Source organism: Sphingomonas sp. 22R3R2A-7 (assembly GCF_036856055.1).
GTDB lineage: Bacteria > Pseudomonadota > Alphaproteobacteria > Sphingomonadales > Sphingomonadaceae > Sphingomonas.
In genome coordinates this window covers 3,296,228-3,311,102 of record NZ_JASPFR010000001.1, presented here as the reverse complement: position 1 = coordinate 3,311,102, position 14,875 = coordinate 3,296,228, and the positions used below count along the sequence as shown (strand labels likewise).

Below are 14,875 nucleotides of genomic sequence, written 5' to 3'. Positions count from 1 at the left end.
GCCTGACATTGTTACAGGAGATCGGGCATGGCATCCGCTGACGTCACAAAGGCCGCTCAGCATGGCGACGACGCGCCACCGACCACGTGGAAGCATGGCGGCGGCACCGAAGTCGCCGGCTTCGTCACGGGAGAGGGCGAATCCTTCGTCGGACGCGCGGTGACGATCAACCGTCCGGTTAGTGACGTGTTCGCCTATTTTCGCGATTTCTCGAATCTTCCCAGTTTCATGGAAAATGTCGAGCGCGTCGATCTGCTCGACGACAAGCGCTCGCACTGGGTCGTCAAGGCGCCCGCCGGCAAGACGGTGGAGTGGACCTCGCAGATTACCGACGAGGCCCCGGACGGCTTCATCGCGTGGCGATCTGAAGACGGCGCCGACGTCGCCAATAGCGGCCGCGTCGAGTTCCGCGACGCCGGCGCGCGCGGCACCGTCGTCACCGTTTCGATCCTGTACGACCCACCCGCCGGTGTCGTGGGAAAGCTCATCGCCAAGATGTTCCAGCGCGAACCCGCGATCCAGGCACGCCGCGACCTGCGGCGGTTCAAGCAATTGATGGAAACCGGCGAGATCGCGACCGCCGCGATGAACCGCAAGCAGCATGAAGAGGAGACCGCCTGATGCGCGCGCTGGCCTGGCACGGCAAACACGACGTCCGCGTCGATACCGTCGACGATCCCGAAATCGTCAATCCGCGCGACTGCATCATCAAGGTTACCGCGACCGCGATCTGCGGATCCGATCTGCATCTCTACGACAACTACATTCCGACGATGCAGGCCGGCGACATCCTCGGCCACGAGTTCATGGGCGAGGTCGTCGAGGTCGGCGCGAAGTCGACGTTGAAGAAGGGTCAGAAGGTCGTCGTTCCGTTCACGATCGCGTGCGGCAGCTGCTATCACTGCGGCAAGCATCAATATTCGGCGTGCGACAACGGCCTGCCTGCCGACAACCAGGACATCGCGCAGGAACTGTACGGCCAGCCCATGGCGGGGCTGTTCGGCTACAGCCACATGACGGGCGGCTATGCGGGCGGTCAGGCGGAATATGTCCGCGTGCCGTTCAGCGACGTCGGCCCGATCGTGATTCCCGACGGCGTCGACGACGAGAAGGTTCTGTTCCTCTCGGACATCCTGCCGACCGGCTGGATGGCGGCGGAGAATGCGCAGATCGAGCCCGGCGACACGGTCGCGGTCTGGGGCTGCGGCCCGGTGGGTCTGTTCGCGGTCCAGTCGGCGTTCCTGATGGGCGCCGAGCGCGTCATCGCGATCGACCATTTTCCTCGCCGTCTCGAACTCGCCAAGCGGTTCGGCGCGGAGACGATCAATTACGAGGAGAGCGCGGTCTACGAGGCGCTGATGGTGATGACCGGCGGGATCGGCCCCGACGCGGTGATCGACAGCGTCGGGCTGGAGGCGCACGGGTTCTTCGTCGACAACGTGCTCGACCAGATCAAGGCGTCGACCTTCCTCGGCACCGATCGCGCGCATTCGATCCGCCAGGCGATCATCGCCTGCCGCAAGGGCGGGCGCGTGTCGATGCCCGCGGTCTATGGCGGGTTCATCGACAAGTTCCCGCTCGGCGCGCTCATGGAAAAGGGCCTCACGCTCAAGACCGGGCAGACGCATGTCCAGCATTACATGCCCGCGCTGCTCAACGCGATCATGGAAGGCAAGATCGACACGACCTTCCTGATCTCGCACCGGATGGACCTGGAGGACGCGCCCAAGGGCTATGACATGTTCAAGAACAATCAGAACGAAGTGACAAAAGTCGTGCTGAAACCCGGCTTCAATTGAGAGGATACGAGACCATGGCCGATAAATTCGCAATCATCACCGGTGCCTCGACGGGCATCGGCTTCGAACTCGCGACGCTTGCCGCAAAGGACGGTTACGACATCCTCGTCGTCGCCAACGAAGCGCTGATCCAGTCCGCCGCCGCCGACTTCAAGCAGTTCGGCACCGAGGTGACCGCGGTCGAAGCGGACCTTTCGACGATCGAGGGCGTCGACGCGCTGCTCGCCGCGACCAATGGCCGCAAGGTCGACGTGCTGTGCGCGAACGCCGGCCAAGGTCTCGGCCACGGCTTCCTCGACCAGACGCTCGCCGACTGGCGCAACGTGGTGGATACCAACATCACCGGCACGCTCTACCTCATCCAGAAGGTGCTGCCCGCGATGGTCGCGCGCAACGACGGCAAGGTGCTCGTGACCGGGTCGGTCGCAGGCTATATCCCCGGCGCGTTCCAGGCGGTCTATAACGGCTCGAAGGCGTTCATCGACAGCTTCACCGAGGCGCTCCGCAACGAGATCAAGGAGGCGGACGGCGTCACGCTGACGACGCTGATGCCCGGCCCGGTCGATACCGAATTCTTCGATCGCGCCGACATGAACGATACCGACGTGGGCACCGATCCGAACAAGAGCGACCCCGCCGACGTGGCAAAGGATGGCTGGGACGCGCTGATGGGTGGCAAGCCGTCAATCTTCTCGGGCTGGAAGACGAAGATCCAGGGTGTTCTTGCCAATGTCACACCGGGTTCGGTGCTCGCGGAACAGCATCGCAAGATGGCGGAACCGGGCAGCGCCAAGGACTGAGCTTTCGCCCGGATCACGAACGATATCGATTGGCCCCGCCATGCTTGACGGGGCCAATCCTGTTTTGGACCAGCGTTCGCGCGGAGACTTCGGCGCCTCGCACAACACCGCCAACCGTTTCACATGTCTATGTCGTGATGCCGCAGGATGTCCGCTGGTCGTTCAGCGAGCGAGTCACGGCGCCACGAGGACATCCTGCCTTCCCCTTTTCGACATGATCGGGCGGCACGGCTCTGCCGCCCGATCGAGGTATCAACGACGCGGCGCCGCTGCGAATGCCGCCTTCAGCCGTGCTACGGCAAGGTCGTTCGCATCCTTGGCGCCACGCACGACCTTGGCCATGCCGAAGAACTCGTGCGTCACACCCGGGAACGTCTTCTGTTCGACCTTCACGCCCGCGGTCCGCATCGCGGTCGCCAGAGTCTCGCCATCGGACCGCAGCGGGTCGATCTGCGCGTTGATGATCGTCGTCGGCGGCAGCCCCCGCAGGTTTGCCGCAACCAGGTTCAGACGCGGATCCTGCGCATCCGCCGGGCTCGTCTGGTAATAATGGCCGAACCAGTTCAGCATCGCACCGTTCAGCGGCTTGGCATTGGCTGAATCGCGGCGTGACGGCAGCGTCTTGCTGCTGTTCGCGATCGGATAGACCGAGACGATGTGCCGCGGCAGGGTCAATCGGTTGGCGCGCGCGTAGATCGCGGTGGCGACCGCGAGGTTGCCGCCGGCGCTCTCCCCTGCGACCGCGATCTTCGCGGGATCGGCACCCCAGCTCGCGGCATTCTGCAGCGTCCAGCGATAGGCTGCCGCCGCATCGTCGTGCTGTGCCGGGAATTTGAACTCGGGTGCGTGGCGATACTCGACCGACACGACGACCGCATTCAGCGCCTGTGCCATCGCCCGCGGTGCCGCGTCATAGGTGCCGACGTCCGCGATCACCCAGCCGCCGCCGTGATAATAGACGATCACCGGCATCGGTGCGCCACCGGCGGGCGCCGCGGCAGGCTTGTAGATGCGGGCGAACTGCTTCGGGTCCGAGCCATAGGGCACGTCCTTCGTCGTCACGGCGGTATCGGGCGTCGTCGGCATGCCCTTCTTCGCCATCACCGCCTTCGCGCCGTCGGCAGCGGACGGCTGCATCCGGGCTTCGGCGGGGGTGAGCGTCTCGATCGGCTTGCCGCCCAGACCCGCCAGCGCGTCGAGCACCATCTGCATGTCGGGCGCGGCCTTGGGAGGCTGTGTCGCGGTTGCCGGCGGCGGCGGCGGGGGTGGTGCGCTGGGCTGGCGAGCGGACTGTGCGAGCACGCCCGCCGACGCGGTGAGCAGGCTTGCCAGGACGACCGCGCGAGCGGACGAACGCTTTGAAATATTGAACATATCTTACTCCTGTTGTGCAGCATGAACAAACGGGAGGTGTCCACGTTTCTGTACGGAACCGTGCCAATCAGTCGCGCCGGTAATCAGCGGAGACGGCGTTGCCACCGATTGTCAGCCTTCAGCACACGATGTTTGCAGGGGAATCCCCGCGGTTCGAAGGCCGGTCGAACAACCGGCTTCTGGCCAGCCTGTCCGATGCCGACTTCGCGCTGTTGATGCCCCATCTCGAGCCGGTCTGCTTTGCCGCGGGCGATTTCGTCACGCGCGCGGGCGATCCGATCGAGAGCATCTGTTTGCTGGAACAGGGCATTGCCGGGGTGCTGGAAACGCTCGACGGCGATCGTAGCTATGCGATTGGCCTGGTCGGGGTCGAAGGGTTCATCGGCTGGCCACGCCTCCTCGGCACCGACCGGTCACCCTATGACGTCACGGTGCGGGCCGAGACCGGCCATGCGCTGCGCGTGTCGTCGAAAGCATTGATGGCGGCGGTCGATCACAGTGCGACGCTGCGCGCGGCGCTGCTCCGCTTCGTACACGTGTTCATGCTGCAGATGGGGCGCACGATCGTATCGTCGCTCGCCCATTCGATCGAACGTCGCATGGCGCGGTGGATATTGCTGTATCACGATCGCGTGCAGGGCGACGAGATCTGCATGACGCACGAGGAATTCCGGCTGATGCTCGGCGTTCGCCGCAGCAGCGTGACGGACGCGTTGCACCGGCTCGAGGAGGAACGCGCGATCCGCGCCATCCGGGCGCGGGTCGTCGTACAGGATCGGGCAAAACTCATTGCGCTCGCGGGCGGGACCTATGGGCGCCCCGAGCAGGAATATTCACGGCTGTTCAGCGTGTAGCGATCGGTAATGCGGGTGCGGGGCACGCGGTTAGGTCACCGGCTTCGACGCGTTCGGGACCGTCTTCACGAGGGACTGAGGCATGACCCTTGCCTCGCCCGACACCCGGTTCCGCCCCGCCGCCTTGGCACGGTACAGCGCGCGATCGGCGCGTTCGATCAGGTCGGTGGCGAGCAGATCGGTGGTCAGCCGCTCCGAGCCGAGCGACGCATAGCCCGCGCTCACCGTCAGCACCGCTTTCGACGGATCGGGATGCTCGACCTGCAGCGCCTCGATCGCGGCGCGTATATTTTCCGCGACGATCGCGGCCGTACGCGTGGTTGCGTTGGGCAACAGCACGGCAAACTCCTCGCCGCCAAAGCGCGCGACCAGATCGCTGGCCCGCCGCACGACGCCGCGGATCGCATTGGCGACAGCCTTCAGGCACGCATCGCCCTGCTGATGGCCATAGGTGTCGTTGAAGGTCTTGAAATAGTCGATGTCGACGAGGATCAGCGACAGGTCATTCCCTGTCCTTGCCGCCCGGCGGATTTCGTCGACCAGCGTCATGTTGAACCGCCGCCGATTGGCAACCGCGGTCAGCGCGTCCGAAAACGCATGGCGCGTGGTCTCGTTGTGGAGCTCGACGGATTCGGTGATGTCGGTCGCGATCTTGACGATCCGGGTGGGCTTGCCGTTCGCGTCCAGGATCGGGTTATAGCTCGCCTGCAGCCAGATCGGCCGGCCGTCGCTGCCGATTCGGCGAAATTCCGAACGGATGAACTCGCCACGGCGAAGCCGCTCCCAGAACCGGTCGTAGCTCGGATCATGCGCGTCTTCGGGGGTGAGGAACATGCGGTGGTGACGGCCGCGGATGGCGAACTCGGTATAGCCCGTGATCGCCAGATAATGTGCGTTGGCGGACAATATCGTGCCGTCGAGCGCGAATTCGATGATCGCCGTCGACCGCGAAATCGCCTCGAGCATGCTCTGATGATCGGCGGCATGTTCGCGCGCGTTCGTCACGTCCTGCGCGATCTTCAGGATCTCGCGCGGCTCACCAACGGGGTCGCCGATCGTCATGTAGGTCGCCTGGAGCCAGACCTCCCGACCGTCCTTTCCGACCCGGCAGAACTCGGACTGCATCGACCGCCCGGTTCGCAACGTATTCCAGAACATCGCATATCCGGCGCTCGCCGCTTCGTGCGGACGGATGAAGACGCTGTGATGCCGACCGATGACATCGACCGCGTCCATACCGAATATGTTCAGATAGCGATCGTTCGCGAACAGCACGGTCCCGTCCAGCCCGAACCGGATGATCGGCATCGTTCGCGCGATGGCGTCGACGACGTGTCGGGACTCGGTCATGTCCCAGCAAGTCTCTGTACCGGTAAGGTTATCGATCGCGCTCATGCCGACACTCATGGAAATGGGCTTCAAGACCCCCGCCCCACCTCCTTTATAGACTGCACGCGCACCAAGTCGGCGTCATCGCCATCTTTCAATGCTCGTGGCGCTGCAATCGCGTGGCGAATGCGTATGCCGCAAGCATGCACAGAATCGCGCCGCAACCGATAAGCGCCCCCGGCAGAAAGATCATCGCCGCTGCAATATGCGGCATGTTCTTGTACAAAAGATAATAGGGTCTGTCGGATATGTACAAATACAGACCGCTCAGAATAAGCGCTGCAGACAAACATATGATAGATGCCGGCATCGCGACATCCCATCTTTTCTGCATGGCAACCGCCTCGTCACCCTCGCCTTCGGAAATGACGGATAGCGCATATGTCGCTGCGAATCCGAATACTATTCCTACAATAAGTATAACGACAGGCATATCCAGAATGAGCGAGCAGGCCAGTACAAAGCCGGTCGGAACCATGATCCCGAGTGCAGTGCACAATATAATTGTGAGAAACCTCATTTTCATCGCTCGTCATGTAGCATGTGCCTGATCCATCAGACTGTTGATGTAGATATACGCACGGCAAATAGTCGCAACTGTTAGTTTGTAATGACTTTCATTTTCAGGAAGCCTGCCAGGCAGCTTGCGCGCCCGACGCCGCGATCACCCCGTCTGTGCAAACCCACGCAGCGCCACTGCGCGTCTTGTTGGGCGTGCGCGCCATGGGGTGACCGCAAGCGCCGCGATATCGGCGGCCCGCGACCTTGCACTTGCCGGGTTCGTCGGCTATGCGCGCCAGCTTCCAACATCCGATGGTGGAACCTGCGGGAGGCGCGCGTCGTACGCGAGCCGTCATTACCGCTAGACTCGAAACCGGGCGGAACGCGATCGTGTTCGCAGCCCCTATCAAGAGAGTGACATGGCTAAAAAGATTACCGGATACATCAAGCTGCAGGTCCCTGCAGGCGAGGCAAAGCCCGCGCCGCCGATCGGGCCTGCGCTGGGTCAGCGCGGCGTGAACATCATGGAGTTCTGCAAGGCGTTCAACGCCGGCACGGGCGAACTGAAGAAGGGCATGCCGATCCCGACCGTCATCACGGTCTATGCGGATCGCTCGTTCTCGTTCGAGACGAAGACCCCGCCGGCATCGTACCTGATCAAGGAGGCCGCCGGTCTAAAGTCGGGTTCGAAGGAGCCGGGCAAGGTCGTCGCAGGCAAGATCAAGCGCAGCCAGCTGAGCGAGATCGCCACGACGAAGATGAAGGACCTCAACGCCAACGATATCGACGCCGCGACGAAGATCATCGAAGGCAGCGCCCGCGCAATGGGCCTCGAAGTGGTGGAGGGCTGATATCATGGCAAAGCTGACCAAGAAGCAGAAGGCCGTCACGGTCGACACCGTCAAGCTGCACGCCATCGACGAGGCGATCGCGCTGGCACGTTCGGGCGCCACGTCGAAGTTCGACGAGACGATCGAAGTCGCGCTGAACCTCGGCGTCGATCCGCGTCATGCCGACCAGATGGTCCGCGGCGTGGTGACGCTGCCCAAGGGCACCGGCAAGACCGTCCGCGTCGGCGTGTTCGCCCGCGGCGCGAAGGCTGAAGAGGCTCTCGCAGCAGGCGCAGACGTCGTCGGTGCGGAAGACCTGATGGAGACCATCCAGGGTGGCACGATCGATTTCGATCGCTGCATCGCAACCCCGGACATGATGGGCATCGTCGGTCGTCTCGGTAAGGTGCTGGGTCCCAAGGGCCTGATGCCGAACCCGAAGCTCGGCACGGTGACGATGAACGTCGCGCAGGCGGTCAAGGACGCCAAGGGCGGCCAGATCGAATACCGCGTCGAGAAGGCCGGCATCATCCATTCGGGTATCGGCAAGGCGTCGTTCCCGGCCGAAGACCTGCGCGTGAACTTCGACGCGCTGGTCGACGCCGTGGTCAAGGCCAAGCCGTCGGGCGCCAAGGGCAAGTACGTCCGCAAGGTCGCGATCTCGTCGACCATGGGTGCAGGCATCAAGGTCGACACGACCGAAGTGGCTGGCGCCTGAGCCTGAGCCGCACGTGGCTGGCCTGAGCCAGCCACGTGCGGTGAAAGGCCGGCCGGCGCGGTTCCACCGCGACCGACGAGGACGGGATTTACGCCCGCCCTGCTTCAGACATGAGAAAGGGCCGGGAGCGATCCCGGCCCTTTTCTTTGTCTGGAGCTATTGGCCCCGCGCATCGAGCGGCGCTTATTCCGGGAAGTCGGCACCGAGGCTCACGTCCCGCGCGCGCTCGATCGCCTCGAGCCGCTCCTTCAGCTTGGCGGTGATCGCGTCATAGCCCCATTTGCCGAGCACCAGATGCCGCGGGGGGTTTTCCTGCTCGACCGCCGCAATGATCGCCTCGCCCGCGCGGACGGGGTCGCCGGCTTGCGTGCCGCTGACCTGCTTGGTCCCCTCCATCCGCGCCTTTGCGGTGTCGGCATAGTCGGCGATCCGGCTTGGCGTCTGACGCAGCGATCGCCCTGCCCAGTCGGTGCGGAACGGCCCCGGCTCGACGCAGGTCACGCCGATCCCGAGTGGCCCCACCTCCGCGAGCAGCGCGTCGGACCAGCCCTCGACCGCGTGCTTCGATGCCGCATAATAGCCCGATCCCGGAAACCCGATGAGCCCGGCGACCGAGGTGAAGTTGACGATGTTGCCGCTGCCCTGCGCGCGCATGATCGGCAGGACCGCGCGGGTGATCGCGAACAGCCCGAACACGTTGGTGTCGAACTGGGCGCGGATCTCAGCCTCGTCGCCCTCTTCGGCGGTCGCCTGATAGCCATAGCCAGCATTGTTCACGAGCACGTCGATCTGGCCGAACTTCGCGTTGGCCGCGGCAACCGCCGCGTCGACCTGCGCCTGGTCGTTGACGTCGAGCGCGAGCGCGAGCGCGGTCTCGTCATGCCCCTCGACGAGATCGGCGACCCGGTCGGCGTCACGCGCGGTGACGACGGCACGCCAGCCGCGATCGAGGACCAGCCTGGCGAGATCGCGGCCGAAGCCGGTGGAGCAACCCGTGATGAACCAGACGGGCGATGCGGGGAGAGTCATGGTCGAACCTTTCCGGAGACGCGGGATGCGCGTTCGGGACAGGTAACGCCGGACGCGGGGGACGGGTCCGTGACAGGACCCGCCCCCTGCCCTGCTTACAGCCCGATGATGCCGCCATCGTTCTTTGTGATGACGATCGTCGACGAGCGCGGACGCGACGGGGTCGCGACTGCACCGGCCTGGTTCGCGGGCCAGCTGCTGGTGATGTTGGTGGGACCACCATTCTCGCCGGGATGCTGGATGTTGACGAACAGCGAGCGGCCGTCCGGGGTCGAGTGGATGCCCGTGATCTCGCACTCCTTCGGCCCGACCAGGAAGCGGCGCAGCGTCGTGGCCGGTGCCTTGCCGATCCGCGTCGTCACGGTGTTGCTGGTCCCGCCGAGCGTGCTCGTCACGGCGCGCGTGCCGCCGTCGCCGACACGGCCCGGGATCGCCGCGAGCAGCATGCAGTTGGTGACGTCGGTATAGGCGCCGTCATCGGTCTCGATCCACATCACCGGCGTGACATTGCCGGTCGGATTGCTCGGCAGGCCGAACCACAGGCCATCGGGCGACGAGAAGTCGTTGGTCGCGTCGAGCCCCGACAGGTTGATGTTGGTCGCGTCGAGATCGCTGCCCGCACCGAATGCGTAGATGTCCCAGGTGAAGGCGGTCGCCTCCGACGTGTCGCCGGTCTCGCGCAGGCGGATGACATGGCCGTTGGCGTTGCCGGTGGTCTGGCCGCCGGTGGTCTTGGGGTCGGTATAGGCGCGCGGGTTGGACGCATCGACATTGCCCGCGGTGCGCGACGAGTTGTTGGTCAGCGTGCAGTACATCTCGCCCGTCGCGGGGTTCACCGCGGTCCATTCGGGACGATCCATCTTGGTCGCGCCCAGCACGTCGCCCGCCAGACGCGCGTTGATCAGCACATCGGCCTGATCCGCAAACGGATAGGTCGTATTGGCGCTGGTCAGCACCCCCTGCCCGAACACCAGCGGCAGCCACTGGCCCGACCCGTCGGCGTTGAGCTTGGCGACGTAGAGCGTCCCCGAGTCGAGATATTTGTCGCCGATCGCGAGCCGGTTGGTCGCGGTCGCGTCTGCCGCCGACCAGGGCGTGGCGGACACGAACTTGTAGATATATTCGTTCTGCGCATCGTCGCCCATGTAGAAGGCCGGCTTGACGCCCGCGATCGTCCGGCCGATCTCGCAACCCTCATGGTTCATGCGGCCGAGCGCGGTGCGCTTGCGCGGGGTCGAGGCGGGATCGAACGGATCGATCTCGACCACCCAGCCATATTGGAACGCCTCGTTGCGGAAATCGCCGGTGGCATCGGTCGCGGCGGTCGTGGTGACGTTCCAGCGCGCATAGAGCGTGTTGGCAGCGTCAGCGGGTACGACCGAGGCCCAGCCGTAATTGCCGTTGAAGGTGGTGGCGTTGGCGGTCTCGCGGATGCCGTAGCGGGCGAGCGAGACATTCTGCTTGGCGGTCGACCCGCCGCGTGCGGCGACGTCACCGAACTGGCGACGGAAATAGCCCGCCCAATTCTCCTCGTTGGTCAGATAGGTGTGCCACGGCATCGTGCCGTTCGCGCAATTGTTGATCGTCCCGCGACCCGCCGTGCCGTCGGTCGAATAGCGCGTCTTGAGCAGTGCGTTGCCGCGGACAGGACCGCTGAAGCTCATCGGCGTCAGCGGCGTGATACGGCGGTTAAGCGCCGAGGCGGGGACATAGCTCCAGGCGGTGGCCGAGCGGCTGATCTCGATCACCGAGACGCCGTGGCATTCCATCTCCTTCAGCGCCTCGGACTCGGGGCGGACACCGCCCGCACCTATCGCGCCGCCAGTGCTGGTCGCGCCGTTGGGGTGCAGATAGGCCTGGGTGATATTCTCGTGGTTGAGCACGAGCAGGCCGCGCGTGTTGCCGTTGGCGTCGGGGGTGCTGCCGGTCGCGGCCAGCCCGAAATAGCTCATGCCGTCATGATGGTCGCCCGCACGGCGTGCGAAGTTCGTGTCGCTGCCGTCATTGGCATAGGCGCCGACGCCGCTCGCGATCGGATCGCCCAGGCGGTAGAGGACGGTGACGCTGTAGCCGGCCGGCACCGCGACGACATCGGCAAGGCTCTTGGGAACCGCGGTGAAGTCGAGCCGCGCCGGGCTGACCGTGACGCTGGTCGAGGTCTCGCTGCGGATGCCGTCGGTGCTGGTGCCGGTGAAGGTGAAGGTGAGCGTGGTGTCGGCAGCGACGCTGGGCGCGGTGAAGGTCGCGGTCGCGGTGTTCGCGTTGGCGAGCGTCACGGCCGGGCCGCCGGTCTGGGCCCAGGCGACGCCCGTCGCGCTGCCCGACGCTACCGTGCCTGTCAGCGTGACCGTCTTGCCTGCCGAGGTCGCGCCCGATGCACCGGCCTGCACGGTAACCGCACGCCGCGGGTCATCCTCGTCGCAACCGGCGAGCAGCATGCCGCCGAACACCGCGGCGGTCGCGGCGGACAGGCCGCCCATCAGCGTCTGGCGACGGGAATAGCGCACCGCGATCAGATCGTTCAGATGCGGATTGGCGCTGGTGTTCGTGTCGATATCGCCATCGTGATAGGCCATCGTCATGTTCGTCGGAATTTTCATACGTCCCCCCGGATCGGCCGATCTGACCGCTGCGGGGAGCTTTGGCCGGGTAAAGCGGCAGTGCGGTGAAGGAACGGAGACACCTTCGCGTCAGTCGCGTGACGGTTCCGCGACACCCGCCGGACCGCATCTGGGCGGTTGACTTCGCGACCGATTCGGCTATGCGGCGGCTTCGTTCGGCGGGTCCGCCTGCCGAACTCCGTCCGAGACAGTGGGTGCACCGGGTTTGCCGGCGCTTAATCTCCCACCTAGACGGGGAATGAGATTTTGCGGAGCGCTTCCGGCGCCTGCCCTCTCCCATGCCCCATCGACGAGACACCCGGAAGCGCGGGCTTGTCTGCGCCTCCGGTTAGTAACCGGGTCCACCGTGCAAATGGTGAACCTGAAAACGTGGAGAATGGCATGGATCGTGATCAAAAGACCGCGGCCGTAGCCGAGCTGAACCGCACCTTCTCCGAGGTCGGCGTCGTCGTTGTGACGCGCAACCTCGGCCTGACCGTCGCACAGTCCACTGTGCTGCGGAACAAGATGCGCGACGCCGGCGCGACCTACAAGGTCTCGAAGAACAAGCTTGCCAAGATCGCAATGGACGGCACCGACTACAGCTCGCTGGGCGACATGCTCACGGGTCCGGTCGGTCTGGCCAGCTCCATCGATCCCGTCGCGGCCGCCAAGGTGGCCGTGGAATTCGCGAAGACGAACGACAAGTTCGAAATCGTGGGTGGGGCGATGGGCGCGACGACCCTCGACGTCGACGGTGTGAAGGCGCTCGCAACGCTGCCCTCGCTGGATGAACTGCGTGCCAAGATCCTCGGCCTCATCGTGGCACCTGCCACGAAGCTGGCGACGATCACGCAGGCTCCGGCAGCGCAGCTCGCGCGCGTGCTTTCCGCCTACGCGGAGAAGGAAGCCGCCTGATCTTGCAGGCTCTTTCGTTACTTTTTGAACTGATGGGGCACATGCCCCGAGATGGAGATTTATCATGGCAGACCTGAACGCGCTCGTTGAGAGCCTGAGCGAACTGACCGTTCTCGAAGCAGCTGAGCTTTCGAAGCTGCTCGAAGAGAAGTGGGGCGTTTCGGCCGCAGCAGCGGTTGCAGCACCGGCAGCTGGCGGCGGCGCAGCCGCACCGGCCGCTGAAGAGCAGACCGAATTCGACGTCATCCTGACCGGCGACGGTGGCAAGAAGATCAACGTCATCAAGGAAGTCCGCGCGATCACGTCGCTCGGCCTGACCGAAGCAAAGACGCTGGTCGAGTCGGCTCCCAAGGCCGTCAAGGAAGGCGTGTCGAAGGACGAAGCCGCCAAGATCAAGGCACAGCTCGAAGCAGCTGGCGCGACCGTCGAGGTCAAGTAAGCCGCAGCGGGAGAGACGCTTCAGCCACGCTGAAGCGCACTCCCCGCAAGGCCGGCCGGCGGTGCAGCGCACCGACCGACGAAGCAGGGGCTTTGCCCCTGCTGGTCGCAGCTACAGAAAAGGGCGGCCCCAGCGATGGGGTCGCCCTTTTTCTATTGCAGCCGTGACGGGTCCCGCGAGGGCCGCCTGGCCGGGCCGAAGCCCGACGGTGCAGCCGACCTCAGCGATCGACGGCAACCGCATGCGGACGTGCGGCGATGTTATCGTACATCCGCGCGGGCGCATCGAGCCAGAACGGCGCGAGCTTGGCCGAGTCGACGCGCTCGACCCCGATCGCCCAGGCGCGCGCGGTCTGCGCCGGACCGTCGCCACGGTCGTACAGGATGTTGACCGCGACGATCGGCACGAACATGGGCCGGTTCGCCGCGGTCATGCCGTGGATGGCATCGCGCGGTATCGCCGAGACCGTGCGCACCACGCGGCTCTCGCCCGCGGCGAGCGCGAAGGGCGCGGTCGCCGGTCGTGTCACCGGCGCCGCATTGATCGCTGCGAGATCCGCATCCTGCCCGGCATGCGCGGTCAGCAGGCTGGCGTGAATGCGAATGCCGCTTGCGGGCTCGACCCCAGTGTTGGTGACGACGATCTGGCATTCGGCCGTCGCGCTGAGCAGGTTGAGACCGGCCCGGAGCGGGCGAAGCTCGACCGAAAGTCGCGCGCGTGCCCGCGTCGGTGCACGCGGTTCGAGAAAGCGTGGCGCGGCCGGCTCGGCTGCGGCTGCGGCTGCGGCTGGTGGAATCGCGACAGCGGCTGGCATCGCAGGCGTGACGGGCCGGGGCGACGGCCGCGTGTCAGCAACGCCCGCTCCGATGTCTGCGGCCGGCTGGACGATCGAAGCGTCCGGCGCTGGATCAGCCGTTTCCCGCACGTCCGCCCGATGATCTTCGAGCTTTGCGGTTCGGGGGCGGCGCTGCAGCAGCCAGACGACGCCGCACACCAGCGGGATCACCGCGAGCCATAGCCAGAACGGCATCGACCGCCCGGTTTCGGGGGCCGCGATGGAGGTCTGCGACGAAGCCGCCGGCTCTGCGGCGGGCGCGACGGGCGCCGGCACCGGTGCAACTTGGGTCTGCGGTTCCGATGCCGAGCCGGGTGTCGGCGCGGTCGCAGGCACCGACGCGGGCACGCGCGCTTCGTCGGGCTGGCGGACGTCCTGCTCGACCCGCGCTGGCTGTGACGCAGGCCGCGCGACGGGCGCAGGCCTGGCGCGGTCGCTACCCGTGCCGGGACGCGGTTCGCGCGCCGCTGGCGCCGGTTCGGATCCGCGCTGCCGCCGATCGGTCGGCGACGCTTGCGTGGCCTGCCGTGGCTGGCGCTGGGCCCCGGGGTCGCGCGCCGGCCGCGCCGCACTGGGCAGGACGAGTGTCGGCGTATCGGGGACCGGGATCGGCGTGTTGGCATTCGCCTGCAGCGCTTCGAGGCCCCGCACGGGTTCGGTCGTGGTCGGCGACGTGGTCTGTGCGCTGCTTGCGCTCGCCAAGGTCAGCAGAAGCATGGCCGGCGGGATCAGCCCTGCCCCACCCGGTTTGGTCAACATCGTCGGAATTCCCTCACGCAAGACTGCGCG

Annotated in this window: 14 protein-coding genes; 8 read left to right on the top strand and 6 right to left on the bottom strand. The window is 65.5% G+C overall.

Annotated features, from left to right (window positions below):
* The first annotated feature begins 27 nt into the window (after positions 1-27).
* From QP165_RS15820 to QP165_RS15810, 3 genes are read left to right on the top strand one after another with little or no spacing between them, the layout of a single operon-like run.
* Positions 28-621 (top strand): SRPBCC family protein, encoded by a 594-nt coding sequence (locus QP165_RS15820; protein WP_333996337.1) that lies wholly within the window; start codon positions 28-30, stop codon positions 619-621.
* Positions 621-1,799 (top strand): zinc-dependent alcohol dehydrogenase, encoded by a 1,179-nt coding sequence (locus QP165_RS15815; protein ID WP_333996336.1) that lies wholly within the window; start codon positions 621-623, stop codon positions 1,797-1,799. The genes QP165_RS15820 and QP165_RS15815 overlap by 1 nt, the downstream gene beginning before the upstream one ends.
* 14 nt (positions 1,800-1,813) lie before the next feature.
* The gene (locus QP165_RS15810) at positions 1,814-2,599 is read left to right on the top strand and encodes an SDR family NAD(P)-dependent oxidoreductase (protein ID WP_333996335.1); all 786 of its coding nucleotides are present in this window, start codon (positions 1,814-1,816) and stop codon (positions 2,597-2,599) included.
* Positions 2,600-2,851: 252 nt separating this feature from the next.
* Here QP165_RS15810 and QP165_RS15805 read toward each other — a convergent pair whose 3' ends face one another.
* A complete protein-coding gene (locus QP165_RS15805; protein WP_333996334.1) occupies positions 2,852-3,973 on the bottom strand; it encodes an alpha/beta hydrolase in 1,122 nt (373 codons plus the stop codon).
* Positions 3,974-4,071: 98 nt separating this feature from the next.
* Between QP165_RS15805 and QP165_RS15800 the strand changes: the two genes are divergently transcribed.
* Positions 4,072-4,827, top strand: a complete 756-nt coding sequence (locus tag QP165_RS15800; protein ID WP_333996333.1) for a Crp/Fnr family transcriptional regulator — start codon at positions 4,072-4,074, stop codon at positions 4,825-4,827.
* Positions 4,828-4,857: 30 nt separating this feature from the next.
* On the opposite strand, the gene QP165_RS15795 is transcribed toward QP165_RS15800, so the two are convergent.
* Both QP165_RS15795 and QP165_RS15790 read right to left on the bottom strand, forming a co-directional pair.
* Positions 4,858-6,222: a sensor domain-containing diguanylate cyclase gene (locus QP165_RS15795; protein ID WP_333996332.1), complete on the bottom strand. Its 1,365-nt coding sequence runs from the start codon at positions 6,220-6,222 to the stop codon at positions 4,858-4,860.
* Positions 6,223-6,310: 88 nt separating this feature from the next.
* Positions 6,311-6,694 carry a hypothetical protein gene (locus tag QP165_RS15790; RefSeq protein ID WP_333996331.1) on the bottom strand — a complete coding sequence of 128 codons (384 nt, stop codon included), beginning with the start codon at positions 6,692-6,694 and terminating at the stop codon, positions 6,311-6,313.
* A gap of 442 nt (positions 6,695-7,136) precedes the next feature.
* On the opposite strand from QP165_RS15790, the gene rplK reads away from it, so the two are divergent.
* Together rplK and rplA are read left to right on the top strand one after the other, a co-directional pair.
* On the top strand, positions 7,137-7,568 hold the full coding sequence (gene rplK / locus QP165_RS15785; RefSeq protein ID WP_056021197.1) for a 50S ribosomal protein L11: 432 nt from the start codon (positions 7,137-7,139) through the stop codon (positions 7,566-7,568).
* A 4-nt stretch (positions 7,569-7,572) separates the two neighbouring features.
* The gene (gene rplA / locus QP165_RS15780; RefSeq protein ID WP_333996330.1) at positions 7,573-8,265 is read left to right on the top strand and encodes a 50S ribosomal protein L1; all 693 of its coding nucleotides are present in this window, start codon (positions 7,573-7,575) and stop codon (positions 8,263-8,265) included.
* Between the two features lie 183 nt (positions 8,266-8,448).
* Here the strand turns inward: rplA and QP165_RS15775 are convergent, their stop codons facing one another.
* Both QP165_RS15775 and QP165_RS15770 read right to left on the bottom strand, forming a co-directional pair.
* Positions 8,449-9,294, bottom strand: a complete 846-nt coding sequence (locus QP165_RS15775) for an oxidoreductase (protein WP_333996329.1) — start codon at positions 9,292-9,294, stop codon at positions 8,449-8,451.
* A gap of 95 nt (positions 9,295-9,389) precedes the next feature.
* Entirely contained in the window at positions 9,390-11,894 is a 2,505-nt protein-coding gene (locus QP165_RS15770) for a PhoX family protein (protein WP_333996328.1), read from the bottom strand.
* Between the two features lie 402 nt (positions 11,895-12,296).
* Here QP165_RS15770 and rplJ point away from each other — a divergent pair, with 402 nt between their 5' ends.
* Both rplJ and rplL read left to right on the top strand, forming a co-directional pair.
* A complete protein-coding gene (gene rplJ / locus QP165_RS15765; RefSeq protein ID WP_031392843.1) occupies positions 12,297-12,812 on the top strand; it encodes a 50S ribosomal protein L10 in 516 nt (171 codons plus the stop codon).
* Between the two features lie 64 nt (positions 12,813-12,876).
* Complete coding sequence (gene rplL, locus QP165_RS15760) at positions 12,877-13,251, top strand: 50S ribosomal protein L7/L12 (RefSeq protein ID WP_031392842.1); 375 nt, start codon at positions 12,877-12,879, stop codon at positions 13,249-13,251.
* 220 nt (positions 13,252-13,471) lie between these two features.
* Here the strand turns inward: rplL and QP165_RS15755 are convergent, their stop codons facing one another.
* Positions 13,472-14,845 carry a hypothetical protein gene (locus QP165_RS15755; RefSeq protein ID WP_333996327.1) on the bottom strand — a complete coding sequence of 458 codons (1,374 nt, stop codon included), beginning with the start codon at positions 14,843-14,845 and terminating at the stop codon, positions 13,472-13,474.
* Positions 14,846-14,875 lie beyond the last annotated feature (30 nt).